Source organism: Actinoallomurus sp. NPDC052274, assembly GCF_040679475.1.
Classification (GTDB): domain Bacteria; phylum Actinomycetota; class Actinomycetes; order Streptosporangiales; family Streptosporangiaceae; genus Actinoallomurus; species Actinoallomurus liliacearum.
Map to the genome: position 1 here is coordinate 14,029 of NZ_JBFAUT010000059.1, position 25,217 is coordinate 39,245.

At 70.0% G+C, this 25,217-nt stretch carries 20 protein-coding genes; 11 read left to right on the plus strand and 9 right to left on the minus strand.

Annotated features, from left to right (window positions below; all coding sequences use genetic code 11):
• Positions 1 to 114: 114 nt before the first annotated feature.
• Entirely contained in the window at positions 115 to 2,991 is a 2,877-nt protein-coding gene (locus AB0K82_RS35615) for an AAA family ATPase (RefSeq protein ID WP_364405503.1), read from the plus strand.
• Here the strand turns inward: AB0K82_RS35615 and AB0K82_RS35620 are convergent.
• The 3 genes from AB0K82_RS35620 to AB0K82_RS35630 form a co-directional block, all read right to left on the minus strand.
• Positions 2,964 to 3,365, minus strand: coding sequence for a DUF6640 family protein (locus tag AB0K82_RS35620; RefSeq protein WP_364405505.1), 402 nt, complete (start codon positions 3,363 to 3,365; stop codon positions 2,964 to 2,966). The genes AB0K82_RS35615 and AB0K82_RS35620 overlap by 28 nt on opposite strands.
• A gap of 434 nt (positions 3,366 to 3,799) precedes the next feature.
• A complete protein-coding gene (locus AB0K82_RS35625) occupies positions 3,800 to 4,744 on the minus strand; it encodes a beta-propeller fold lactonase family protein (protein ID WP_364405506.1) in 945 nt (314 codons plus the stop codon).
• Positions 4,745 to 4,879: 135 nt separating this feature from the next.
• Entirely contained in the window at positions 4,880 to 6,112 is a 1,233-nt protein-coding gene (locus AB0K82_RS35630; RefSeq protein WP_364405508.1) for a Dyp-type peroxidase, read from the minus strand.
• A 486-nt stretch (positions 6,113 to 6,598) separates the two neighbouring features.
• On the opposite strand from AB0K82_RS35630, the gene AB0K82_RS35635 reads away from it, so the two are divergent.
• Positions 6,599 to 7,450, plus strand: coding sequence for an LLM class flavin-dependent oxidoreductase (locus AB0K82_RS35635; protein ID WP_364405510.1), 852 nt, complete (start codon positions 6,599 to 6,601; stop codon positions 7,448 to 7,450).
• Between the two features lie 363 nt (positions 7,451 to 7,813).
• Here AB0K82_RS35635 and AB0K82_RS35640 read toward each other — a convergent pair whose 3' ends face one another.
• Entirely contained in the window at positions 7,814 to 8,941 is a 1,128-nt protein-coding gene (locus tag AB0K82_RS35640; RefSeq protein WP_364405512.1) for an AsnC family transcriptional regulator, read from the minus strand.
• Here AB0K82_RS35640 and AB0K82_RS35645 point away from each other — a divergent pair.
• The 9 genes from AB0K82_RS35645 to AB0K82_RS35685 all read left to right on the plus strand — a co-directional run bounded on the left by AB0K82_RS35645 (position 8,910) and on the right by AB0K82_RS35685 (position 18,113).
• A complete protein-coding gene (locus AB0K82_RS35645; RefSeq protein WP_364405513.1) occupies positions 8,910 to 10,367 on the plus strand; it encodes a carboxylesterase family protein in 1,458 nt (485 codons plus the stop codon). The genes AB0K82_RS35640 and AB0K82_RS35645 overlap by 32 nt on opposite strands.
• A gap of 520 nt (positions 10,368 to 10,887) precedes the next feature.
• Complete coding sequence (locus AB0K82_RS35650) at positions 10,888 to 11,226, plus strand: hypothetical protein (RefSeq protein ID WP_364405515.1); 339 nt, start codon at positions 10,888 to 10,890, stop codon at positions 11,224 to 11,226.
• 99 nt (positions 11,227 to 11,325) lie between these two features.
• Complete coding sequence (locus AB0K82_RS35655) at positions 11,326 to 11,472, plus strand: hypothetical protein (protein ID WP_364405517.1); 147 nt, start codon at positions 11,326 to 11,328, stop codon at positions 11,470 to 11,472.
• A 238-nt stretch (positions 11,473 to 11,710) separates the two neighbouring features.
• Positions 11,711 to 12,349, plus strand: a complete 639-nt coding sequence (locus AB0K82_RS35660; RefSeq protein ID WP_364405519.1) for a glycosyltransferase family 2 protein — start codon at positions 11,711 to 11,713, stop codon at positions 12,347 to 12,349.
• Positions 12,346 to 13,020: a DUF2064 domain-containing protein gene (locus tag AB0K82_RS35665; RefSeq protein WP_364405521.1), complete on the plus strand. Its 675-nt coding sequence runs from the start codon at positions 12,346 to 12,348 to the stop codon at positions 13,018 to 13,020. Before AB0K82_RS35660 ends, AB0K82_RS35665 begins: the two co-directional genes overlap by 4 nt.
• Positions 13,021 to 13,234: 214 nt before the next feature.
• Positions 13,235 to 14,449: a molybdopterin-dependent oxidoreductase gene (locus AB0K82_RS35670; RefSeq protein WP_364405522.1), complete on the plus strand. Its 1,215-nt coding sequence runs from the start codon at positions 13,235 to 13,237 to the stop codon at positions 14,447 to 14,449.
• Positions 14,446 to 15,075: a hypothetical protein gene (locus tag AB0K82_RS35675; protein WP_364405524.1), complete on the plus strand. Its 630-nt coding sequence runs from the start codon at positions 14,446 to 14,448 to the stop codon at positions 15,073 to 15,075. Before AB0K82_RS35670 ends, AB0K82_RS35675 begins: the two co-directional genes overlap by 4 nt.
• 12 nt (positions 15,076 to 15,087) lie before the next feature.
• Positions 15,088 to 16,929, plus strand: a complete 1,842-nt coding sequence (locus AB0K82_RS35680) for a glycoside hydrolase family 15 protein (protein ID WP_364405526.1) — start codon at positions 15,088 to 15,090, stop codon at positions 16,927 to 16,929.
• A 200-nt stretch (positions 16,930 to 17,129) separates the two neighbouring features.
• Positions 17,130 to 18,113, plus strand: coding sequence for an NAD-dependent epimerase/dehydratase family protein (locus AB0K82_RS35685; protein WP_364405528.1), 984 nt, complete (start codon positions 17,130 to 17,132; stop codon positions 18,111 to 18,113).
• Positions 18,114 to 18,138: 25 nt separating this feature from the next.
• On the opposite strand, the gene AB0K82_RS35690 is transcribed toward AB0K82_RS35685, so the two are convergent.
• From AB0K82_RS35690 to AB0K82_RS35710, 5 genes are all read right to left on the minus strand, one after another.
• Complete coding sequence (locus tag AB0K82_RS35690) at positions 18,139 to 19,458, minus strand: hypothetical protein (RefSeq protein WP_364405529.1); 1,320 nt, start codon at positions 19,456 to 19,458, stop codon at positions 18,139 to 18,141.
• A gap of 616 nt (positions 19,459 to 20,074) precedes the next feature.
• Positions 20,075 to 21,412, minus strand: coding sequence for a tail fiber domain-containing protein (locus AB0K82_RS35695; protein WP_364405531.1), 1,338 nt, complete (start codon positions 21,410 to 21,412; stop codon positions 20,075 to 20,077).
• Positions 21,409 to 22,017, minus strand: coding sequence for a hypothetical protein (locus tag AB0K82_RS35700; RefSeq protein ID WP_364405533.1), 609 nt, complete (start codon positions 22,015 to 22,017; stop codon positions 21,409 to 21,411). The genes AB0K82_RS35695 and AB0K82_RS35700 overlap by 4 nt, the downstream gene beginning before the upstream one ends.
• Before the next feature lie 47 nt (positions 22,018 to 22,064).
• Positions 22,065 to 23,609 carry a glycosyltransferase gene (locus AB0K82_RS35705; RefSeq protein WP_364405535.1) on the minus strand — a complete coding sequence of 515 codons (1,545 nt, stop codon included), beginning with the start codon at positions 23,607 to 23,609 and terminating at the stop codon, positions 22,065 to 22,067.
• A gap of 620 nt (positions 23,610 to 24,229) precedes the next feature.
• Positions 24,230 to 25,078 (minus strand): PaaX family transcriptional regulator C-terminal domain-containing protein, encoded by an 849-nt coding sequence (locus AB0K82_RS35710; RefSeq protein ID WP_364405536.1) that lies wholly within the window; start codon positions 25,076 to 25,078, stop codon positions 24,230 to 24,232.
• Between the last annotated feature and the right edge of the window lie 139 nt (positions 25,079 to 25,217).

Below are 25,217 nucleotides of genomic sequence, written 5' to 3' on the forward strand. Positions count from 1 at the left end.
ACGTCCTTGGGTCGTCCAGGGATGGTCGGGCATTGTCGAAATCTCACCCTTGGCCGCGAAGGCGCCGTCCCGTCACGGAAAGGGAGATGGTGTCGGCGCGTCGGGTGGCGGACCGTGGAAGTCTGGAGAGAACGCCGGGAGATGGACGGTTTCAGCACAGGCCGAGATCAAGCGTCGACGGACCTGGTCGGCCGTGAACCCGAGACCCAGGGGCTCCGCCGCTTCGTCGCCCGGATCGCCGCGGGGACGGCGGGCTCGCTCCGGCTCATCGGTGACCCGGGTGTCGGCAAGACCTCCCTGCTGGACCATGCGGCCTCACTCGCGGTGAAGGCCGAGATCAGGACGCTGCGCGCGACCGGTTCCCAGTTCGAAGCCGACATCCCCTACGCCGCGCTCCACCAGCTCCTCCACCCGTGCATGACGGAGATCCCGCGGCTCGACCCGCCGCTGGCGGCCGCGCTGACCGTGGCTCTCGGCCTGGGCGGCGAAGGATCGCCACCGCCGCAGCTCCTGGTCGCCAACGCCGTCCTGGCGCTGCTGCGCGAGGTGGCCGGGGAACGGCCCGTGCTGCTCATCGTGGACGACCTGCCCTGGCTCGACCGCACGAGTGCGCTCGTCCTGGCCATGGCCGCCCGCCGCATCGCCGGTCACCCCGTGGCCGTCCTCACCGCGTGCCGTACCGGCGAACCCAGCCATTTCGACCAGTCCGACCTGCCCGCCACGCGAATCGAGCCGCTCTCCGAGCAGGCCGCGGCGGCGCTGCTGTCCAGCCGGTATCCGGCGATGACTCCGCGGGTACGGCGCCGGCTGCTGGACGCCGCCCTGGGAAACCCGCTCGCCCTCCTCGAACTCCCCGTCTCGCTCGGCGATCCGGCCCGCAGCGGTCTTCCCGAGACGCTGCCGCTCAGCCACCGCCTCCAGAACGTCTTCGCCGCCCGGGTCCGGGCACTGCCCACCCCGGTCTTCGAGCTGCTGCTGCTGGCGGTCCTGGACGGAACCGGCGACCTGCGGACCATCCGGGTGATCGCCGCCGGGCACGCCGACGCCGATCTGAGCGCCGCCGAGCACACCGGGCTCGTGCAGGCCGACGAGATCCGCGGCCGGCTGGCGTTCCGGCATCCCCTCATCCGTTCGGCGATCGTCGACCTGTCGACCAGGGAGCAACGCCGCCGCGCCCATGCCCGACTCGCCCACCACCTCGCCGACCGGCCCGAACGGTACGCCTGGCACCTGGCCGGCGCCACCGACGGTCCCAACGAGAAGGTCGCCGTCCTCCTCCAGCAGGCCGCCCACACCACCCTGCTGCGCGGCGATTCCGTCGGCGCCGTCGCCCGCCTGCTGCGCGCCGCCGACCTCAGCCCCACCGGCAAGGCCCGTTCGGGGCGTCTGGCCGAGGCGGCCTACCTCGGAGCCATCGTCACCGGCGACCTGCGCGAGGCCCCACAGCTGATGGAACAGGCCCGCCTCGCCCATCCCGAACCCGACGAACCGTTCACTGCGGCCATGGCCCGCAGCTACCTCCTGCTCCACGCCGACGGCGACATCGACGCCGCCTACCGCGTCCTGATCACCGCCGTCCGCGACCTCGACGACGCCCGTGACGGCCGCTACAAGGCCCTATGGGAAGTGCTCTACATCCTGATCATGGTCTGTTTCTTCAGCGGCCGCCCCGACCTGTGGCCACCCGTTCAGCAGCTCGTCGACCAGCTCAAGCCGCACCCTCCCGAGATCCTCGCCGTTCTGGCCGGAACCCTGGGCGACCCCGCGCGTGCCACCCCCGCCATGCTGGAACGTGTTGACGCGTCCGTCGCCGACCTCGCCCGTCAGGTCAGCCCCGCCCGGATCGTCCGCACCGGGATCGCCGTCGCCTACCTCGACCGGCTGTCGGCCTGCCGCGAACCGCTCCAGCGCGCCGTTCAGCACGGCCGCGAAGGAGGCGCGATCACCTCGGCCATCGAAGCGCTGTTCCTCCTCGCCCAGGACGCGTTCCACACCGGGCGCTGGGACGAAGCCCAGCACCTGGCCGACGAGGGCCTGGCCCTCTGCGACACCCACGGCTACGACCTGCTCACCTGGCCGGGCCGCCTCACCCTCGGCCTGCTGGCCGCCGCGCGCGGCGACACCACGAAGGCGATCGGCATCGCCCAGGCGATGGAGAGCTGGGCGGCACCCCGCCGAACCGGGATCATCACCACCTACGCCCACCACATTCGCGGCCTCGCCGCCCTGGGCCTGGCCGACTGCGAGACCGCCTTCCACCACGCCGCCGCCATCAGCCCGCCCGGCACCCTAGCCCCGTACACGCCGCACGCCCTCTGGGTGTTCCACGACCTCGTCGAAGCGGCGCTGCCCAGCGGCCGCCGAGACGAGGCCGCCCGCCACGTCGCCGCCGCTCGCGATCTCGACCTGGAACGTCTCTCACCGCGCCTGCGGCTGATCGTCCTCGCCGGAGCCGCCCTCACCGGGCTCGAAACCGACGGCACCGCCCTGGAAGCCACGATCAAGGAGCCCGGCAACGACCGCTGGCCCTTCGACCTCGCCCGCATCCAACTCACCTACGGCTCCCACCTCCGGCGCGCCAAACACACCACCGACGCCCGCCGTCACCTCACCGCCGCCACCGACACGTTCCACCGCCTGGGAGCAGGCCCCTGGGCCACCCGCGCCGACCTCGAACTCCGCGCCACCGGCGTCACCATCACCCCCGCCGCCACGGGCCTGGCCGCCCTCACCCCCCAACAACGCCAGATCGCCCTCCTCGCCGCCGAAGGCCGCACCAACAAAGAGATCGCCGCCCGGCTTTACCTCTCCCCCCGAACCGTCTCCACCCACCTCTACCAGGCCTTCCCCAAACTAGGCATCACCTCCCGAGCCGCCCTCCGCGACGCCCTCACCCCACCCGAGGTCCAGACAGACCGGCCGCACGACGTCCGGCACAGCGCCACGTCCGGCTCAGCGGAGGTTTACCGCGATGGGCGATCGTCGGCATGAGCCAGGAGATATCCAAGCACCGACAGGCCCGACAGGACGCCGGCCACGAACAGGTTCACCGGTATGCCGGCGACGCGCGGTATCTGCCCGGGCTCGTCCTCGGCCTTGGATCCCGGCACCGCGACCGCGATGTAGAAGGGCGCATAGCTGAGGATCGGATGCAGCGCAGCGATCTTCAGCGCGAGTTCCTGCTCGTGACGCGTTCCCGGGCGCCACAGCAGCCACAGGGAGGCGATCGACCAGCCGACGTCGGTTGCGATCGCCGACGCGGCGTGGAAGCGGGCGTGCGGCGTCCAACGGGGATTGAAGACGTGGGTGCGGTTGAGGTCGGCCAAGGTATGGCTGATCCCGCTGCCCAGGGCGGCGGTGGTCACGAGCAGCCGACCGACTCTCACCATCATGTCCTCCGGGAGCGTTTGACCGCAGGGCGCTCGTCGAAACCGCCAGCGGCCCACGAGAGCGCACCGACCGTCTGTGGCCCTAATCGGTCCGTATCCCGGCGCCGGTCCGATCAAACGGCATCCGTTCATGGCCGCCGAAAGTGTGGGCGGAGCTGATCTTGAATCCAGGCTACCGCTGCTGCGGTGACGTTGCTTGTGCGGTGCCCCAACGGGAGCAACGAAAGCCGAGGCGCACGGTCCACGACTACTGGAGCAGGATCGGCTCCGACCTCGGCCGTCGAGTCGCCCAGGGAATAAGGCCGGCCTGGCCCGAAGATGTGTCGCCGGCGCGACCGGGCGGACGGCGGTCGACGCACCAGCCGCTCCCCCGCGAGCCGTCTGTGCTGGTGAGGTGCCGCGAACGGCCATCAGGTCGTCGCTATGCCATACGGGCTGTTGCCGACGTTGACGGTGGCGGTGACCTTCAGAGAGCCCGGGTCGATAACGGTGATCGTGCTCGCTCCCTGGTCGGCGACGTAGATCCCGGTCCGGGTGACCGCGATGCGGAACGGGTCGGTTCCCGGGGGCCCCACGCTGACCGAGCGTGAGACGTGGTGGGTGCGGGTGTTGATCTCGGAAACGTTGCCCGGGCCGAGGACGGCGGCGTACACCGCCCGTCCGTCCGATGCGAGTGCCACATCGAACGGGCCCTGTCCAGTCGGCACGATTGCCGCAATCTTGCCGGTACTGAGCGATATGACCGAGACACTCGCGTTCACCTCGTTGGCGACATAGGCCGAACCGCCGCCCGGAGCGACTGCGACGGCCACCGGGTAGCGACCCGCGGGCAGGGTGCGGACGACCCGGTTGGTGCGGGGATCGATGACCGACAGGTTCGCCGATCCTTGGTTGGCGACGTAAACGGCGGTGCCGTCGCGGCTGACGGCCAGGTCCACCGGTGAGACGCCGACCGGGATGGTCGCGGTCACCCGGTCGGCCCGGGTGTCGATCACCGACACGTCGTCCGAGCCGCCGTCGGCCACATAGAGCTGCCGGCCGTCCGGGCTCAGCGCGACGCCCGTGGGGTCCTTGCCGACGGGAACGGTATCGGTGATCTTGTTGTTCGCGGTGCTGAGCACCGACACCCGGGCTGATCCGTTGTCGGCGATGTAGAGGTGGCCGTGGTCTGCGCTGATCGCGACGCCTTCGGGCGCGGTGCCGGCCGGCACGGTGGCGGTGACCTTGTTCGTCCGGGCGTCGATCACCGACAGCGTGTCGTCGAGTTGGTTGGTGACGTATACGCGCCCGTCGGCTGGCGTCGGGGCGGCAGCCATGACGGGCGCCGGGCCCGCTATCGCGCGGATGTCGGACACGGGGCGTACGGACTGGTGCGTTGCGCACACGGCGAGCAGGCCGGACGCCAGGAGCACTCCGGCACCGGCGCCCAGTACCGGCCGGAACGCTTTCCTGTGATGTTGACGCATCGTAGCTCCGGTGCGCGGTGACGGTCAGGTCAACAGCCCGCGGGCGTAATAGTCCTGGCGATCGCGTACGCCGGGCAGGACGAAGAAGTAGCCGCCGCCCCGCGGAGTGATGTAGGGCACGAGCAGTTCGTCTTCCAGCCGGGCCTGCATGGCGATGTAGGTGTCGAGATGGCGCTGGAAGCAGCAGAACGCGTGTCCGACGTCAGGGGCCCCACCGGTATCGGGGCTGTGCTGGTATTCGTAGCTGCGGCGCAGGATGGTGCTGGTGGACGCGGTCTGGGGAGTCTGGGGGTTGGCGAGCCGGATGTGGGAGTTCAGCGGGGTGATCAGCCCTTCCGGGTCGTTGGTATAGACGGGGTCCAGGGTGTCCGGGGCGTTCGGGTCCAAGGCGTACATCGGCGCTCCGCTGACCTTGCGGCGGCCGAAGATCCGCTCCTGCTGGGCGAGCGGGACCCCTCGCCACTTCTCAACATCGAAATGGACGATGCGCACGGCCTGGTAGGTGCCACCCGCGGCCCAGGCGGGTTCCTCCGTGTGCGGCTGCACCCACACCCACTGGTTCATCTGATCGGGGCTCCTGGGGTCGGGATTGGCAATGCCATCTTTGAAACCGAAGAAGTCCCGCGAGATGCCGACCGGGCGCGGCGGGCTATGCATGCCGTTGATGCTCCAGCGCGGCCGCATGGCGCCCTTGGTGTGGAAGATGATTTCCAGCAGCGCGTGGATCGCTGTGTCGCGGCTCCCGGCGCACAGCTGGAGCAGCAGGTCGCCGTTGGACAGCGCGGAATTGAGCTCGTCGTGGCGGAAGGGTGTCATGGCGACCAGTTGGACGGGCTTGCGCGCGGCCAGGCCGTAGCGGCCGTCGAACAGACTGGCGCCGACACCGACGGTGATAGTGAGAGCGTCGGCGGGAATCCGCGGGCCCATGACGCCGTCGTCCGGCTGCGGTGAACCCGGCGGCGCGGTCGGCGCCTTCCCGCCCGCGGTGAGGAAGGCGGCCTGCGCGGTCAGCGTGCGGAACAGGTCGGTGAGTTCGTTGTGGTCGGCAGCGGTCACGTCGAACGCGACGAAGTTCCCGGCCGCCTGCCGAGCGTTAGGAGCCGGTTCGATGATGCCCGCCTGATGCTCACCGTAGAACGGGACAGCGCCGTCATTGCCCGGCTCTCCGGCATACGCGGGTGTACGCTTCTTCTGCTTCCCACCGGGGGGCGAGGGACCGCTCCCGGCCGCGGTCGCAGCAATACCCGTGGCTGCCATCCCCTGCAGGAAGAAACGCCGCCCGAAACCCCCCGGGCAGCCTCCGCCACTCCAGCCGTCCTCCGGCGCCGGTGACCTCTCCCCCGCCATACCTGATCCCCGAAACACTCCCCCGAAACCGCGGTAGCGGTAATTGAATGCTTCCTCCGGCGTTGTTCCGCGTCAACCTCCCGATAGGAGATCTTCTTCATCGATCCGCACAAGGCGGATGCAGCCACGAGACGATCGGCATACGAATGAAACAATCTGTGCCGTGGTCACGCGGCGACGTGATGCAGTGCGAGAGGCCGACGATGGTCGGGTCAGACGTCGACAAAGTTATTGGTCAGGTGCGGTTCGACGCCGTCCCCGCCGGGTAGCCGGACCTTGTCGATCTTTCCCGCCTCGCTACCTTGCCCGCTTTCGCCGGTCAACGACGAGCGCCGAGGGGACGGCATCGAAGTCTGCGGACGACGCGACCGGACGGCCGAGATTCAGGAGTCGGCGATGAAGATCGGGATAGGCCTGCCGAATCAGGTGCGGAACGTCCGTCCCACCGTCATCCCCGAATGGGCCGCACAGGCGGAGAGGGCCGGGTTCTCCACGCTGGGGACGGTCGGCCGCATCGCCTATCCGGGGGTGATGGACACCGTCGCGCTCGCCGCCGCGGCCGGCGTCACAAGCGTGATCAAGCTGATCACCAACATCCTGATAGCGCCGGTGTGGCCACCGGCACTCCTCGCGAAAGAGATCGCCGGCATCGACGGAATCTCGGGCGGGCGCCTCACGCTGGGCATCGGCACCGGCGGGCACCGGGACGACTTCGTGACCGAAGGCCTCGGGCCGCAGGGACGGGGTAAGAGACTCGACCACAGCCTGGCGATCTACCGCGCCATCTGGAAGGGAGAGCCGATCGGCGGGACCAACCCCGCGGTTCCCACCGGCACCCGGGAAGTACCGATTCTCTTCGGCGGTTTCTCCAACCCTGCTTTCGAGCGGATGGCCCGCTGGGGCCAGGGGTACATCGGCGCGTCCATGCCGGCGGCGACGGTCGCCGACGCGTTCGCCAAGGCCCGGGCGGCGTGGGCCGGCGCGGGACGGGAGGGTTCACCTCGGCTGGTCGCGATCGCCTATTACGCGTTCGGGGACATCGACGCCGGCCGTGCCAACGTCCACCATTACTACAGCGCGCACGGTGATGAGCTCGCCGACGCCACCGCGTCCGGTGTCAACGGCGGACCCGATGCGGTGCGGTCCGCCGTCCAGCAATTCGCCGCGATCGGCGCCGACGAACTGATATTCAACCCGACACTCGACAACCCCGAGGAGATCCTGCGGCTCGCCGACGCCGTCCTCTAGAAGCTCACTGGCCGACGCCGCCGCTCGACGAACGTCAACCGACTCACCGCGCGGGACGGCCTGCCCGGATAGCGCGAGATCACCGAAGCGAACAGGGTGGACCCGACTGACCACGCGGGGCTGAGGCCGTCTCGATCTGCAGCGCCATCGGGGCCCGCGGCCGGCGGGCCTACACCTCCTGCGCATCGGATCCCTGGACCTTGCCGAAGGCGCCGGTGCCGCGGCCGAGCAGCGGAAGGATGTGCAGCGGCCGCATCAGATCCACGTACGCTCGCCCACCACATCGATGCAGGTCAGGCTACGCGCCTGACCTGCGTTTCGGTTTCGCGCTAACGATCTCTTGGAATCGAGAGCTTGGCGGCGTCAGATCGCGGATGGGCGAATTCGACCGGTGCGTTTGACCGAGCTGAGAATCCGGGTCACCTCCAGCCCGCGGACGTCGTCGATCGATCCAACGGTCTCGGTCAGGAAGGTGTAGAGCCCGCCGAGATCTTCGGCTGCGACGGCCACCAGCAGGTTCGCCGCTCCGGTCGTCGCCGCGGCGAACCGCACCTGCGGATGCCGGCTGAGCTCGTGCCCGATCGGCTCCAGGCTGCCTGGGCCGGTGGCGATCCACAGCAGCGCGTCGGCGTCGACGCCCAGCAGCCTCAGGTCCACTTCGCACGCCAGCCGCACCATGTGCCCGGACACGAGCACGTCCAGGCGACGGCGCACGGTCGAGGCCGAGACGCCCAGTCGGGTGGCCAGGTCGCCGTAGCCGGCGCGCGCGTTCGCGGCCAGCTGGTCGATGAGTGCGTCGTCCAGCGGTTGAATCTCCGGCGCGTCACGGGGCTCGCGCAAGATAGGGGTGAGGGAGTCGAACTGATCGGTCGTCAGTAGTCCTGCGCTCCAAGCGAATCCCGCGGGAAACACCTTCATCAGGTCGTAGGCGTCCCAGGACTGGACGTCGGCCGTGGCGGGCAGGTCGCGCAGCAGCAGCGAGGTCCGGGCCCGGGGGCCGTCGAGAAAGAGCACGCTGCTGATCTCGTCACCGCCGCCGAGGATGTCGACCCACACCGTGTCGGCTCGTCGCGCGAGTCCGGCGGCGATCGCCTTGATGCGGCTGGGCCGGCACCGGATCCGCAACGCCATCGGGATCAGCCGGGGAAAGCGATCGGGATTGCGGACCGCTGTGGGCTGCAGCGTGCCATCGTGCAACAGCGGCGTCGCACGGCGCACGACCGTGCGCTCGGAGAGGCCAAGGGCACCGGCGACCGTTCGCCATGACGCTCGCGGCGACGCCATCAGCACAGCGGCGATCCGTCGCTCCGTCTCATCCAGTTCCTGCCTCGCGTGTCCCATATCCAGCAGAATCCCATGGTTCCTGGCGCACATCGCGCATCGGGTGACGATTTCTCGCGCCTTTCCGTCGTCCGCCGGTAAACCAGAGCCATCCCCTCCGAAAGGAAAGGTGACACCGATGAACGTGATCGAGCACCCTGTCGTGAACACCGAGTCGGGCAGCGTCCAAGGCACCATCGAGGACGGCGTCGCGGCGTTCCGCGGCATCCCCTACGCGGCTTCGCCGGTGGGAGAACGGCGCTTCGCCGCTCCCGAGCGGCACGCGAAATGGCCGGGCCTGCGCGACGCCGCTCACCCCGGCCCGTCCGTCCCGCAGAGCCCCTCCCGTCTCGAAGCGGTCATGGGATCCCGCACGCCCGACTGGAACGAGGACGGCTCTCTCACCCTCAACGTGTGGACCCCTCGCCTGCCGGCCGACGGATCCGCCTCGCACGCCCTTCCGGTCCTGGTGTGGTTCCACGGCGGCGGGTTCACCAGCGGATCCGGCGGCTGGGACTGGTACGACGGCCGCAACCTGGCCGCCGCCGGCGAGATCATCGTCGTCACCGCCAACTACCGCGTCGGCCCGCTCGGCTACCTCTACCTGCCGGAACTCGGCATCGAGAACCTCGGCGTGCAGGATCAGGTCGCCGCCCTCGCCTGGGTGCGACGCAACATCGCCGTCTTCGGAGGAGACCTCGGCAACGTCACCGTCGGCGGCCAGTCCGCCGGAGCGTTCTCCGCCCTCTACCTCGCCGTCTCCCCGGTCACCGGCCCGTACATCAACCGGGTCATCACCCAGAGCGGCCCCTTCGGGCTGGCGCCGCAGAACCCCGAGGAGGCGACCGACCATGCCCAAGGCTTCCTCGACATCCTCGGCCTGGGCGGCGGCCAGGACCCCCGCGCCGCGCTACGCGCCGTTCCCGCCGACCGGCTCCTGGTCGCCTACCAGCAGCTTTCCCAGAACCTCTCCCGCCCGGGCAACGTCGCCCCGCCGATGTACCCCGTCCTCGGCGCCTCCGGGATTCCCGCGACCTGGCAGCAGGCGCTGGCCGACGGACGCCTCGACGGCAAGCAGCTGCTGACCGGCACCACCAGGAACGAGATGACCTCGTTCTTCGCGTTCGACCCGCGCATCCAAGCCGTCACCGCCGACCAGGCACGCTCGACCGTGGCCGGACAGATCGACGCCGGCGCCGAGCGGTTCGACCGCACCGCCACCCGGCTTTCGAACGCGACACCGAGCGACGTCCTGACCGAGCTCGAGACCGAGGTCGTCTTCCGCGACGGGACCCTCGCCATCGCCGACCACCACGCCGACGCCGGCAACACCACCTACGTCTACCAGTTCGACTACGCCCCGGCCAACGACCCCGCACACCTGGGCGCCGCGCACTGCGTCGAACTCCCGTTCTTCTTCAACACCTTCGACGCCTACCCCGACAGCGCGATGCTCGGCGAGGCCACCGCCGCCGTCCGCTCTCTCGGCGATACCTTCTCCCGCGCGGCAGCGGCCTTCGCTGCCACCGGCCGGCCCGCCGCGCAGTGGCACCCGTACGAATCCGCCAATCCGGCGACGATCCGACACTTCGCCTGACAGCCCTCTGAAAACGAGCGGTTGGTACGCCAGGTCGACATCGTGATCTGGTCATCAGCGTTCGAGGTGTTAGGTCCTCGGCTGTATGGGCTGGCGCGCCCGGATGTCCCTGCAGCAGCTCCACCCGCGGCTCCTCAACGTGGCCCAACTCGGCGTCTCCTACCGCGACCAGGTGCTCGCGGCGTCCCGGAGCATCTGACCGGAGCGCCGGCCCTCGATGTCGTCGATGTGACCACCAACGCCGCACACGTCATCGACACCGCCTCCAACAAGGTGGTGCGTACGATCTACGTGGGCCGCGCCCCGCATGAGGGCTTCTTCTCCCCGGACGGACGCTATCTCTGGGTGGCGGAGCGTGGCCAGGGCACCGTCGCGATCATCGATTGGCGCAACAACCGGGTCGTCGATCGCATCGTCTCCGAGGACGGCCCCTCGAAGGTGGTGTTCAGCCCTTCCCTCGAACGCGGGCGGCTCGTCCGACGAGGCGGTGTCCCCGGACGGCAAGGAGATCTGGCTCGGCATGCCCACCAACGGCCGGACCACCGTCGTGCTCAATGCGAAGACCTACAAGGTCCAGGCCGTCCTGGACACAGGACCACGAACCAACCACCCGAACTTCGTCACTGTCGGCGGGGTCGACTACGCCTATGTCACGGTCGGTGATCTGAACCAGACGCTGGTCTACCGTCGTTCGCCGAACGGCGGCCCGCATCGACACCAAGAGCATGTCGGTGGTCAAGACTCTGCGCATCGGGCAGTACCCGATGGCGTTGGTCTATGTGGCCCGCGCGACTCCCGGTTCCCGTGCGGGCCTGAGCCGACAGGGACTGAACATGCCCGTCGTCAACCTTCCGATTGACGTACGAGGGGTTCCCGGGTCCGGAACGGTGAACATCCGGTCCCTTCCCGGAAGATCGTCGTCGATCTGCGAGGGCTTCCCCCGCACCGGGCGTTCACCGTGTACGCCGTCCGTGACAAGACCGAAACCGCGGTGCTGTCAGCGAAGAGTGACGGCATGGGCGTCATCCCGGAAGCGCTCGCCTATGTCCAGTTCTTCGCGAACCACTACGACAAACTCGTTCTTCGTCCCGCGTCGTCCCAGTGAGCCCGTACCCAGAGCCGCTGAACTTCGAGCGGCCAGCCCGCCAGGGTCATCGCCGTCGCGGTCGCTCCGCCGCCGAGCGGCTCCGTCGGCGGCCCGGCGCCGCCAAATCTGCCGCACGGCACACCATCGCCGTCCTGTCGACCCTCCACCCGGCCGCGAGCGAACCGAATCTTCCACGGTCGTGTGGAGCCGAGGCACTCAGGGGAAATCACCGAGTGTGACTGATGCTGTCGTTGACGTGATTTTGCCCTGCCTGGATGAGGCCGAGGCGCTGCCATGGGTGCTCGAGCGATTCCCCGACGGTTTTCGCCCGATCGTGGTCGACAACGGCTCCGGGGACGGATCTCCGGGCGTCGCCCGGTCGCTCGGCGCGGTGGTCATCATGGAGCCGCGGCGTGGGTTCGGCGCGGCGTGTCACGCGGGCCTTTCGGCGGCCGCCGCCGAGGTGGTCTGCTTCTGTGACTGCGATGCGAGTCTGGATCCCCGTCAGCTGCCGCGGGTCGCCGGACCGGTCCTGGACGGCTCGGCCGATCTGGTGCTGGGGCGACGGCGGCCTGTTGCACGTCGGGTCTGGCCGCTGCCGGGCCGGCTGGCCAACCGAGAGCTGGCACGGCGTATCCGACGCCGTACCGGCGTAGGGGTGCGTGATCTCGGGCCGATGCGGGCGGCCCGGCGTGCGGACCTCCTCGCGTTGGAGCTGGCCGATCGGCGGTGCGGTTACGCACTGGAGATGGTGGTACGCGCGGCGGATGCCGGCTGGCGGGTGCGGGAGGTCGAGGTGGACTACCTGCCGCGGATCGGCCGGTCGAAGGTCACCGGGACGCTTCGCGGCTTCCGGCAGGCCGTCCAGGACATGAGCGCGGTGCTCACCCGGTGAAGGACGGTGGCGCGTTCACACCTGACGGCGCGGTGACGACCCTGCTGGTCATCGCGAAGCAACCGGTGCCGGGGCGGGTCAAGACACGGCTGGTACCTCCGTACTCTTTCGAGCAGGCGGCCGTGCTGGCCGAGGCCGCCTTGGCGGACACGTTGCGTGCAGCGCTCGCCGCGCCCGCCCGCCGCCGGGTCCTGGTCCTGGACGGCCGGCCCGGGCCGTGGGTCCCAGCGGGATTTGAGATCGTCCCCCAGGTCACGGGAGGGCTGGATGAGAGACTGGCCGCAGCGTTCGCGGCCGTGTCGGGGCCGGCGCTACTGATCGGTATGGACACGCCGCAGATCACCCCCGATCTGCTCACCGTGGACTGGGAGGGGGTGGACGCGTGGTTCGGTCCGGCCGCCGACGGTGGCTTTTGGGCCTTGGGATTACGAGAGCCCGACCCCGGGCTGCTGCGAGGCGTGCCCATGTCCACTCCCGCCACCGGCGCCGTACAGCGGGCACGGCTGTGCGCTGCCGGTCTGCGGGTGTCCGATCTTCCTGTGCTGCGGGACGTCGACACCGCTGTGGACGCTGCCGCGGTCGCTCGTCTCGCCCCACGGACCCGTTTCGCCGCCTGCGTACGCGATCTCGTCCCTGCGGACGCCTCGCCACCGTGGCGGTTCGCCCCATGACCGTGCGCTTGTCGGGAATCGGGCCGGACGTTGCGGGGAATGGGAGAAGCAGTGGCTTTCGGGGGGAGCCATGGCAGATCAACGAATGCCGCGAGACGAACGGAACGAGGCCCGCTCTGCTGAACGTCCGGGCCGGCGCCGGTACGGGGGAAGCGCCTGGCTGACCGCGCACCCACCGCCCGGGCCGTTTCGTCGTGAGTTCTGGCGGAGCCCGGTGCGGGGGCCGTGGCTGACATCGGTGTTCGGCGTCGTCCTACTGGTCGGCATCACCCTGATCGCGGTCACCGGGCTGCTGTCTTATGCCGCCTACGACCCGCGACTGGCGGGCAACGACCTGACACCGCAAAAGGGCGTCCTGGGCTTCTACCTCTTCGATTGGCCGACCCGTCCGGCCTGGCTGTATCGGCTCAGCCAGGCGGTCCACGTCATCCTCGGGATCACGCTGGTTCCGGTCCTGCTGGCCAAGCTGTGGTCGGTCATCCCGAAGCTGTTCGACTGGCCTCCGGCGCGTTCTCCGGCTCAGGCCCTGGAACGGATCAGCCTGCTGCTGCTGGTCGGGGGCGCGGTGTTCGAGTTCGTCACCGGCATCCTCAACATCCAGCTGTTCTATGTGTTTCCGTTCTTCTATCCGGCGCACCTGTACGGGGCGTGGATCTTCCTGGCGGCGTTCGTGGTCCATGTCGCGTTGAAGCTCCCACGGATGATCAGCGCGCTGCGCTCGCGGAGCTTCCGCCGGGAACTGCGCACCGGGCTGGCGGAAACCCGTCCCGAACCGCCCGACCCCGACGGTCTGGTCGCGGTTCATCCGGCGGATCCGACCGTCTCGCGGCGCGGGCTGCTCGGCTTCGTGGGCGGTGCGTCACTGACGCTGTTCGGCCTGTCCGTCGGCCAGACGATCGACGGGCCGCTGCGGCGTACCGCGTTGCTGTCCCCGCATGGGCGCGAATACGGCACCGGGCCCAACGACTTCCAGGTGAACAAGACGGCGGCCGCCAAAGGCATCACGGCGCGCGATGCCGGTCCGGGCTGGCGGCTGGAACTGGTCGGCCCGCAGCGGATGCGCCTCGCCCGTCCGGATCTGCTGGCCATGCCCCTGCACACCTACGACCTGCCCATCGCCTGCGTGGAGGGATGGTCCACCCGGCAAAGGTGGACCGGTGTGCGCCTGGCCGACCTCGCCCGGCTGGCCGGAGCCGTACCCGGCAGAGACGAGGTCTTCGTGGAGTCCCTCGAACGCGGAGGGGTCTTCGGCCAGGTGACTCTCAGCGTCCGCCAGCTCGCGGACCCGGCCTCGTTGCTCGCGCTTCGCGTCAACGGCGCCGACCTGTCCCTCGACCATGGGTTCCCCGCCCGGATCATCGTTCCGAACGCGCCGGGCGTGCACAACACCAAGTGGGTCACCCGGCTCACCTTCCGGCCCGCATCATGAGTGCCAAGCCACCGTCCCAGAGCGTCCGCCGGCGAATCGCCACGGCCGCCCGTCAGCGGATCGCCGTACATCACCGGGGCGGTCTTCGGCGTCCGCTCGGCGCCGTCCGCCGGCGGATCGCCGCGCGCTATGGCGCCGATCCCCTGCATCTGCTCGCTCTGCTCGCGTGCTTCGCCCTGGCCGGCTACGCCGCGAGCCGGGTCGCCGCCGCGGGAATCTGGGTCGGCTTTCTGATCTGGTTCGTCGGCGCGGCGATCGCGCACGACCTCGTGCTGTTCCCGCTGTACGCGCTCGCCGACGTCGCCGTGCAGCGACGCCGGTGGGGACGGCGCCGGCCGGGCCCGCGCGTACGGTGGCGGCCATGGATCAACTACGTTCGCGTACCGGCCGGGCTGTCGGGACTCCTGCTGCTCGTCTGGTTCCCGCTCATCCTCCGGCAGTCCGGAGAGACCTACCGAAAGGCGGTCGGGCTGGATCTCAGCCCCTATCTGGGACGGTGGCTCCTGGTGACGGGCCTGTTGTTCGCCGGATCCGCCGTCATCTACGCCCTGCGTCTGCGGTCCGCGGCGTCCTCGGCGCGCCGACAGCGCCCGAGACAGCGGACGGAAAGACCCCGCCGGAAGTAGGAGGGCCGCCTGGTGAGCACACGGCCGATCAGCGATTACGCGTTGCTGGGGGACTGCCGTTCGGCCGCCCTGGTCACCTCGGACGGCTCGGTCGACTGGCTGTGCTTCCCCCGGTTCGACAGCCCGGCGATCTTCGCCCGCCTGCTCGACGATGACGCCGGACACTGGTCGATCCGCCCGACCGGTCCCGCCGAGATCGCCCGAAGATACGTCGAGGGCACGCTCGTTCTGGAGACCACCTTCCGCACGCCGGACGGCACGATCGTGCTCGTCGACGCGCTCGCGCTGGGCAGACGCGAGCGCGGGCACGGCATCGGCGCGTCCTCACCGGGTGTCCTTCTCCGCGAGGCGACCTGCGTGGAAGGCACCGTCACTCTCGCCGTGACGTACGCGCCACGCCCGGAGTTCGGTCTCGTACGCCCCCTGATGGAGCCGGTACGTGGTGGGCTGATAGCCCGCGGCGGCGCCCACGTTCTCTCCCTGTCGATCCCCGCCGAGCTGCGGACCGACGGTGCCGTCGCCCGCGCCACGGTCACCCTCACGGCCGGGCGACGCCTCGGCCTCGCGCTCCACACCGGCGCCACCTGGGAGACCGAACCGCAGTGCTGGAACCAGCGGCTCATCCACCGCCGGATCAAGGACACCATCGAAGGCTGGCGGTCCTGGTCCCGGCAGCACGTCCGATACCAGGGCCCCTGGCAGGACCAGGTGGCCCACAGCGGACGGGTGCTTCGCGCGCTGACATTCGCCCCCACCGGAGCCATCGTCGCCGCGGCCACCACCTCGCTGCCGGAGGAGACCGGCGGAGTACGCAACTGGGACTACCGCTACACCTGGGTCCGCGACGCCAGCCTCACCCTGCAGGCCCTCGACAGTGCGGCATGCGAGAAGGAGGAGGCGGCCTTCTTCGGCTTCCTCGCCCGCGCGGCGGCCACCCGGCTAGACCACGCCTCCGATCTGCAGATCATGTACGGCGTCGGCGGAGAGCGTGATCTCAGCGAACGCCCGCTGCCTCATCTGACCGGCTGGCGCGGCAGCGCCCCCGTACGCGTCGGCAACGACGCATGGCGCCAGCGCCAGCTCGACGTCTACGGTGAACTGCTCGACGCCGCCCACCAGCTCCGTACCAACACGACGCACCACCAGTACGACCCGATCACGCGAACGTTCCTGCTCGGCGCCGCCGAGACCGCCGCGCACCGCTGGCAGGAACCCGATCAAGGCATCTGGGAGATCCGCGGACCGAGCCGGCACTTCCTGCATTCCAAGCTCATGTGCTGGGTGGCCCTCGACCGCGCCATCGCCCTGGCCCCCGCCCTCGGGGCGACCGACCGCGTCAGCGGCTGGGAGCGGATCCGCTCCCAGATCCGTACGGCGATCCTCACAGATGGCTGGAACGCGGATGTCGGCGCGTTCACCCAGGCCTTCGGCGACCCGAGCCTGGACGCATCCGCGCTGACCATCCCCATGGTCGGGTTCCTGCCCGGCGATGACCCCCGTGTCCGCGCCACCGTGAACGCCATCGCGACACACCTCACCGACGCCCGCGGTCTCGTTCGCCGGTACACCACCTCGGACGGGCTACCCGGCGGAGAAGGAACCTTCCTGCTCTGCACGTTCTGGCTGGCCCATGCCCTCGCCCTGACCGGCCAGACGGCACGCGCCGATCGGGTGTTCCGGGCCGCGGTCTCCCATGCCAACGACGTCGGTCTGCTCGCCGAAGAGGTCGATTCGGTCACCGGCGAGCCCATCGGCAACTTCCCCCAGGCGTTCAGCCACATCGGCCTGATCAACGCCGCGTGCGCCATCCGCGACCGCCAAGGCACACGTTCTGACACCGTGCCGCCATCCTGAGCTGAAGCCGTGGGGCCTCGGAACCATCGTGCGCACAGCGGTCGCCCCGCCGGCGAGGACGGCACGCGCCGTATCTCACCTGCCGTGCCCGCCATGTCGATGGACGGTCGGCGGCACTCGAGCGCTGGACTTCGCAACGGATGCGTACGGCCGGTCGCGCCGCGGGACTCCGCGAGGCCCTCTCCGGTTAGCGTGCGGGCATGCGCGTACTCGTCACCGGCTCGGCCGGGTTCATCGGCTCTCATGTCGTCGAGGCACTGCACGAGCGTGGCCACGACACACGTCCGCTCGACCTGCGGTCCGATCAAGACGTACGTGACGAGTCGACGGTCGCACGCCACCTGGAAGGGGTAGAGGCAGTCTGCCATCAGGCGGCCAAGGTCGGCCTCGGCGTCGACGTCTCCGACCTCCCGGCGTACGCCTCGACGAACGTCCTGGGCACCGCCGTGCTGCTCGCCGGCATGGCACAAGCGGGTGTGGAACGCCTCGTGCTGGCCTCCTCGATGGTGGTGTACGGCGAGGGCGCCTACGACTGCCCGGACCACGACCGCGTCCGGCCCGGCCCCCGGACGGCCGCCGATCTCGCAGGCGGCCGTTTCGAACCGCGCTGCCCGGCCTGCGCGGCGCCGCTGACCCCCGGCACCGTCGACGAGGACGCCCCGATGGACCCCCGCAACGCCTACGCCGACACGAAGCTCGCCCAAGAACATCTCGCGGCGTCGTGGGCGCGGGCGACCGGCGGGTCCGTCGTGGCGCTGCGCTACCACAACGTGTACGGGCCGCGGATGCCGCGCGACACCCCGTACGCGGGCGTCGCCGCGGTCTTCCGCTCCCGCCTCGAACACGGCGAGCCACCGCTCGTCTTCGAGGACGGCGGCCAGCGGCGCGACTTCGTCCACGTCCGCGACGTCGCGCGCGCCAACGTCCTCGCGCTGGAGTCCCGGCCCGGCCCGGGCGAACTGCGCGCCTACAACATCGCCAGCGGTAGGCCGCGCACGGTCGGGGAGATGGCCGCCGCCCTCGCCAAGGCGTACGGCGGCCCCGACCCGGTCGTGACCGGCGACTACCGGCTGGGCGACGTCCGGCACATCGTCGCCGCGCCCGACCGGGCCGCCGCCGGACTCGGCTTCCGCGCGTCGGTCCGCTTCGAAGACGGCATCGCCGAGTTCGCCGGCCGCGCCTGAGCAGCCCCGCCGCACAGCGCGCGCTTCACCATGGCGACCGTACGAGGGCCTCGATCACAAGGGCGGTCGCCGTCTGCGCGAGCAGCATCGTCCGGCCCGGTGGACGGTGGACGGCGGTCACGGTCACGACCCACGCCGCGTAGGGAATCCAGATGCGCTCGACCTCACCGGATGTGACACCGGACAGGTCCAGCGCGAGCACGCCGGCGAGTGCGGCGGCGGCGAGCCACCCGAGTCTGTCCGGCGCAGGGCGCCTCCGTCCGCCGGGTGATGTGGTGAATGCCAGAACGGCGGCGCGCCGCAGCGCGGTCGGCAGGGCCATAGCAGCCGCCGGACCGACGAGAAGGGCCAGGACTGCCAGGTCACCGACGAGAAAGTACGCGTAGGGTCGCCTGGATCCATGGGAGATGTGCCAGGCGACATGTGTCCCGACCACTCCGTCCCACCAGGAGAACCCGGCGATGGTGAAGGCGATCGGTACGACCACGGATCCGGCCGCGAGCGCAATGAGAACCGGCCGGGCCGGCCGCGTCAGGACGAGCGCCGCAAGCGGCAGCGTGAAGATCGGCAGCAGGCCATAACTCAGGTACGGCAGCGACCCCAGCAGCAGCCCGCCCGCGAACGCGACCGCCATCCGCTTGGATGACCCGCCACGCGCGCCCGGGTCGACCACACCGGTCGGGGACGAGCCGGAACCGGCGGCCGCGACGGTGACCAGCGCCACCGCCCATGCCGCCACTCCGAGAAAGAAGGCGTCCATACTGGTGGCGACCCACAGCGCGACCGGCGAGAGCACAAGGAACGGCACCGCCCGGCGCGCGACGTCCTCACCAGCGATCACCCGCACGGTGACCGCGATGGCAGCCGCCGCCGAACCCCCAACCGCGATCACCAAGGCAGCCGCCCACCCGGCGCCGGCCAGCCCCACCCACTGGATCGTCCACAGAACCAGCATGGGCAGCGGCGGATGCCCCTTCACGTGCGTGGGAAAGGTCTGCATCTCCATCGTGAAACCGCGCAGCCAGCCCAGGGGATCATCACCCATCGCCGGCAGTCCGGCGAGGTACTCCGTCGGGGTTGTCAGCGGCCGGGAGATGCCATCGGGAAGCTGGAGGACCACCGCCCAGCCCACCGAACCAAGCCACGCGACCGCCGGCAGCGGCCGCCACGGCAGCCGCCGGGCCGTCACCGGCAGGACCGCGACCGCTACCAGTCCAAAGGCCACCGCAGGCAGCAAGGGACGGAGCAGTAACCGAGCCTGGGCATGCAGTGGTGGGAACGCATCCACCGGCATCGCCCCGGCCCGGCGCAGCAGTGCGCCTGTCCCGAAGGTGCCGACGATCAACGCGGCCCAGCCGGCGAGAGGCAGCCAGAGCGCCCATCCCGGTTTCCGCCGTACCGGTGCGCCGCGATTCCGCGCTTGGCGTGACCGTCCCGGCAGCCGGCGGGCTCCCATCTTCTGACGGGTAGGTGAAGGTGGCCCGTCGCCCGACTCCGAAGAGGGCTGAGACCGGTCGTGCCTTGGGCCGGCGCCTGGCCTCGCCGGCCGAAAGCGGATCATTCCTTCACCGTAGGTGCGGCCGGGCAAGGTATTCGGCTACGCCGTCACCGTGAAGGTTCATTTCGGGAACCGAGCGTGCGGACGACAATGGCGAAGCGCGGTTGACCGCGGCGTCGGGTCGCGGTCATCGTGGTGAGCAGGGCCAGGGACTGCTCCTCCGGTGAGCCGGGCCGGGCCTGGAGGGCGGTGAGCACCTGGCCGTCCTCCAGGTCTACATGACAAATGCGCTTATCTCGCCCTGGCGACGTGTACCGCGCTGGGAGAACAGCCCGTCGATACGCGGGTGGCCGTGCTCGCACCGCTGATGGATCGACTGGCCGGTGCAAATGTGCCCGCCATCGTGTTCTGGCTTCTTGCCGTGGTTCGGTAGGCGTTGGCCGCAGTACGCCGGGAGGCCGGTTCACGGTCGTGGCTGGTGGTCCTCGCGTTCGGCGGGTGGGAAGTGGTCGTTGATCCACGCGGACAGGTCGAAGGGTTTGGCCCAGGCGTGTACCCAGTGGTGGAACAGGGGCCGGGGGTCGGCGGGGTCCGGGAAGGCGGCAAAGCGCTTGACCTGGGTGTATCCGGCTTGGAAGGTGTGGCCGAGCGGGTCGAGGTGGAGCCTGTGGTCGATGAAGCCGATGGTGCGCAGGTAGGCGGTGAATTCGTGGGGTCCGGCGAGGAACTGGCCGGGGTCCCGGTGATGGGTCGTGCTGGCCAGCCAGTCCAGGAACCCGCGGTGGATGGGGTTGGCGGGGGCGGCGCCTTGGAATTCGCTGGAGACGATGTCGTCGTCTTCGGAGACGATTCCGCTCCAGTGAAAACGGGCGGCGGCCTGGAGGTGGTCGGCCAGGCGGTCGGGGTGGACGACGCGCAGATCCCAGTCGAACCACCAGCCTCCGTGCTGGTCCAGCAGAATGCTGCGGACCAGGTCGGACAGGTCGCCGAGGTTGCGGCAGCGCCGCAACAGGTCCGGCAGGAACTGGTCGGTGCCGTCAGCGAGGGCAGGTGGGCGGGTGGCGTCGTGGATCAGGGCGGGCAGGTCGTCGAGGGTGAGGAGTCGGTAGGTGTAGCCGTGGGCGGCGGCGAAGTCCTGGACGCTGGCCATGCAGTCGCGGCAGAGCGGGGGGATCGCGTCGAGGCGGTGGGCGAACTGGAAGATGCGGCGGGGGGTGGTCGTGCTGGCTTCCGAGAGAAGGTCGCGCCGCGCGTGCCCAACACCACGGCTCCCCGCCGATCCTGTGCCGCGGTGACGGTGCGGGCGAGGGTGCCCGGCGGCCGGATCGCGAACCGTGTCCGGGCCAGGTGCTTGGGGCGCGGCGACCGATGCTGAGGCCCGCCGGAGTGGTTGGGCTTGAGTGGGTGCCTGGGACCGGCCGGTGAGTTCGGTGAGCTCGTTTTCGAGGTCGGTGATGCGGCGGTACAGGGCCTGGATGGCGACCATGGCGACGCCGTTGGCGTCGACGCAGGGGATGGCGGTGTCGGTGTCTGCGAGGCCGAAGGTGGCGTACCAATCTTGGGCCATGGGTCCCAGATGGCGGACGTGGCCGGGTTCCCACTTGTAGCGCCAGGTGCTGATGGGCAGGCTCGCGACCTTATCGAGGATGTCGTAGCCGTTCACCGGCTCGCCGGCCACGGCCGTTTCCGGGTTCGCGGTGCCGAGGACGGGCGTCGGTGGGTGAGGCGGCGTGACCGCTGGTGGGGCCACCCGGACCACCGGGCCGCCCCACCAGACCCGCCTCAGGCGAGGTGGCCTCATCGGTCCCAGCGCACCGGAGTGATGTCGGCCTTGATGCGACGGTCGCTTGGTGCCGAAGTGGTCACGCACATGAGGTGGATTCCCGTGGATGATCCGGCGACGTTGGCGCTGGCACCGGCGTCGACCTCGACGGGAAGCCCGGGATTGGGGACCGTGGCGTTGACGTTGGCGTGCAGGCCCTTGGATCGTCCGGCTGCCTCCGCGCGGGTGTCGGCCTGCGCGGAGTCGCGGCGGGCGATGCCGCCGAGCGAACTGATCAAAGGCACGGCAGCGGCGGCGGCCCCGACCGCCGCGAAGCGGCGCAGAGCGTGCCGGCGGGACAGAGTGTTATCCGGTTCGCTCAGCGGGACGTCGAGCAGGCCGCTGGTGTGCAGTTCGGCCAGGGCGAGCCGGATGAGGTCGGAATCGGCCGTCGGGTGGGTCTGGGCGACGGCCGCGGTGAGGTCGGTGAGACCACGGGTGCCGTCGGCCAGGCGGAACACCGCGGCGCACACCGGGCTCAGGACATGTCCCTGGTCGGTGGCCTCGTCGTAGACGGCCAGACGGCCGTCACCGGTCTCCTTGACGCGCAGCCCGTCATAGCGGGCCAGAGGGGCGTTCACCACGGGTGAGAATTCCTTTCATTGTTGCCGGGGGTCGTGATCGGGTGTGGTCACACGGCGAACTGGTCGCGGAGGTCTTCGGCAACCAGATCGAGTTGGCCTTCCTGGGCGGCGATGACCGGGACGATGCGGTAACAGCCAGGCTCATCCCACCGGGCCAGATACTGGTCCAGGGCGATGTTGCGGCCGATCCAGGCGGACATGCCCTCGACGGTGTCGGGGAGCTCGCCGAGGAGGCGGGTGAAGACGCTGCGGTGGTAGGCGATGGCGTGGGTGGTGGTGACGCCGGTGATCGCCTCCAAGTGGTCGCATCCGTCGACGCGCGGGAAGGTCCGGCCCCAGTCGGCACCGCCGAGGTAGAACAGTGACCACGGCCGCGACTGGATTTCGGCCAGGGCACGGCGCAGCACCCAGGTCGCGCCGTTGAGGAAGACCGCGTCGTCTTCCAGCACCAGAACCGATTCCAGGCCATCGGTATGGGCCTGCTGGATCGCCTGCCGGTGCGACAGCGCGCAGCCGATGTGGTGGTTGCCCGGCGTGAGGGTGGCCGGTTGGCGATGGACCCGTTCTGGGGGGATGCCCAAGGCGGCCAGCCGTATTTGCATACGTTCCCAGCGATCCGGGCGATCGTCGAGGTTGACGCAGGTGATGGCGTCGAAGGCGGTGAACGGGTTCCGCACCTCGGCCTGGTAGGCGGCCAGACCCTCCTCGACCGTCGCCTCCCCCAGGATGCCGGTGAAATGATCGATGGCCTCGTCGGCGGGCAGGCCGAGTTCGTCGAAGCCGATCAGGTAGTTACGCAGCCGCCGATACCAGGTCTGGGTGGCGGGGACCGGCCGGGGAGCGTCGAAACGGTGAGTCCACCGCAGCGCGGGCAGGCACACCACGCCATGGCCGGCGCGGCGGAACTTCTCCTGCAGGTAGCCTTCCTCGCCCCCGTGACCGGCGAAGGCAGGGTTCAGACCGGGCCACGCCTTGGTACGGCAGGCGAAGACACCCAGCCCCTGCATGCCGATCTCGAACGCCGGCGCGGAAGCGTCGATGCCGCGCGGGTCGGTGCCCCATACGCCGTACATCCCCTGCCGCCATTCCGGTTCCCAATGGGTCGATACCGTGCGCCGATCCTCCGACACGAGCGGCCCTTGGATCAGATCGCCGCCGTCGGGGTGGTCGGCGATGTAGTCCAGTAGCGCTGCCAGCGCTCCGGGATGGAGCTGTACGTGGGAGTCCATGCACAACACCCAGTCCGAGGCGGCTTCGCGGAACACCCGGTCACGGGCCGCGGTGCCGACACGCCGGTCGTAGGGGACGTACCGCAGTTGCGGGATCGCCTGCTCCAGCCGCTTCAACGCCCACGCGTGCGGCCCGGAGGGGTGGTTGTCGACCACCACGATGCTGACCCTGTCCATCACCTCGGCGTGATAGAGCAACAGGCTCATCACCGAGAAGTACACCCCGTCGTAGTCGTCATAGGTCGCCATACCGACCGTGAGCGTGCACGGCTCCCCGGCCGGCCCCGCCGCCGGACGCTGCCGATACCGATCATCGGGTGCGGCCGCCAACTCCCGCAGAGCGGCCAGCGCCGCATCGTCCATCGAACTTCCTGCCGTACCGAGCAGATCGTCTACCACACAGTCACCCCAGCCACACCGATCCCGGCAACGCCGGTCCTTCCAGCGACCACCCACATACTGCCTGTAGTCCGGGCATCTCACACAGCCACCAATGCATTATGTCCACAATCGGTCACATCCTGTAAGAAGCCACGTAGGCCCTGCAGCGGACCGGTTCAGGAACCGGCCGCCGGATAGCCGGCCAGCTTGTCCTCAAGACGGTCGACGGCCGCCAGTGCCACCTCCGGCCCGTCAAGCTCGGCGACCGCGATGGCCCGGCTCAGGGCGATGATCGGCGAGGGCTCGAGGCGGACGGGTTGGTCGTAGAGGGCGAGGAGTCAGCTTCATGATCGCGGTCCTCTGCCTTGGCGCCGCCCCGTGTGGGCGGCCCCATCCCTGCTACGAACACCACGCCCCGATCCGACACCACCTCCCGGATTCTTTTGAAGAACTTCCGGGACGCCGGTCGTCAGCGATCCGACAGCATGACACCGGCCAGGCTGCGGCTGACGGGCACGTCTCGGGACCGAGCCGCCCGACCGGCCGAAGGCGGCTCCCTGAGGGCGACCTCCGCCGGTCTCGGCGCGGGAGGCCGCTGCTGGTCACCCGGTGATGGTGGCCATGACGTGGGCGCGGGCGGGCTCCTCCAGCCGCGCCTTCAGCGCGAAGAAGAGGTCGGCGGCCCGGATCCCGATCCAGCCGCTGGGCAGCAGTTCCTCGGGCAGGCCCGGGTCGAGGTACGGCAGTCGCCGCCAATCGGTGAGCACTCGAACATAGTCGGCGAACGCCTCCCCCGCCTGGGGGGTGCGGCGCCGTCGCAGCACCGGCGCGTGCGCCTGGAGGAACGCTCCATAGAGCCGCTCGAGCTCGTCGAGATCCCACCATCGGCGGACCTTCGCGGCCAGATCTCCGAACGCCAGATGCTCGCCGCGGAACAGGTCCGCGTATGCGTCCAGGTCGAGTCGCCGCAGCATCTCGGCCGTCGCGTCGTGCAGGTGCGCCGGTGCGATCCACACGCCCGGCGCGGCGGTGCCGAAGCCGAGCCTGGTCAACTGGGAACGCAGGACATGGCGCTTGTGGCGTTCGGACTCGGGCACCGAGAAGACGGCGAGCATCCACCCGTCGGTGAGCGTCGCACGCCGTCGCCGGAAGATACGGTCGTCCCCTTCGCGCAGGATGGCCAGCGCCTCGTCGGACAGTTCGTAGCCGGCCGCGCCGTCGTGCCGGCGCGCGCGCAGGATCCCGCGCCGCTTGAGCCGTGAGATCGACGAGCGGACGGCGGGCTCGTCGACTCCGAGATCGGCGAGCAGCGCGATCAGCGAGGCGACCGACAGCCAGCCGCCGTCCGACCGGGAGTACAGGCCGTAGACGGTGACGATCAGGTGCCTCGGCTGCGCACTGCGCGTCGGCGCGTCGGCGCCGGTCTCACTCGTGTCTGACGCGGCCGTCACCCGGCCACGATACCAACGATCACACGCGGCACCGGACACACCTGCGCGCCCCGGCCGTACGTCCGCGATGGACTCTCAGCGTCTCCCGGCAGGCGGCGAGCATTCGGGCATTGCCCCCGATCAACGCCAGGCGCTAACG

Excerpts from the sequence above, each read along its gene's own strand:
- AB0K82_RS35630 (WP_364405508.1), bottom strand. The coding sequence starts at position 6,112 with ATGGCAGCCACGGGTATTGCTGCGACCGCGGCCGGGAGCGGTCCCTCG.
- AB0K82_RS35645 (WP_364405513.1), top strand. The coding sequence starts at position 8,910 with ATGAACGTGATCGAGCACCCTGTCGTGAACACCGAGTCGGGCAGCGTC.
- AB0K82_RS35650 (WP_364405515.1), top strand. The coding sequence starts at position 10,888 with ATGCCCACCAACGGCCGGACCACCGTCGTGCTCAATGCGAAGACCTAC.
- AB0K82_RS35635 (WP_364405510.1), top strand. The coding sequence starts at position 6,599 with ATGAAGATCGGGATAGGCCTGCCGAATCAGGTGCGGAACGTCCGTCCC.
- AB0K82_RS35685 (WP_364405528.1), top strand. The coding sequence starts at position 17,130 with ATGCGCGTACTCGTCACCGGCTCGGCCGGGTTCATCGGCTCTCATGTC.
- AB0K82_RS35675 (WP_364405524.1), top strand. The coding sequence starts at position 14,446 with ATGAGTGCCAAGCCACCGTCCCAGAGCGTCCGCCGGCGAATCGCCACG.
- AB0K82_RS35695 (WP_364405531.1), bottom strand. The coding sequence starts at position 21,412 with ATGAGGCCACCTCGCCTGAGGCGGGTCTGGTGGGGCGGCCCGGTGGTC.
- AB0K82_RS35705 (WP_364405535.1), bottom strand. The coding sequence starts at position 23,609 with ATGGACGATGCGGCGCTGGCCGCTCTGCGGGAGTTGGCGGCCGCACCC.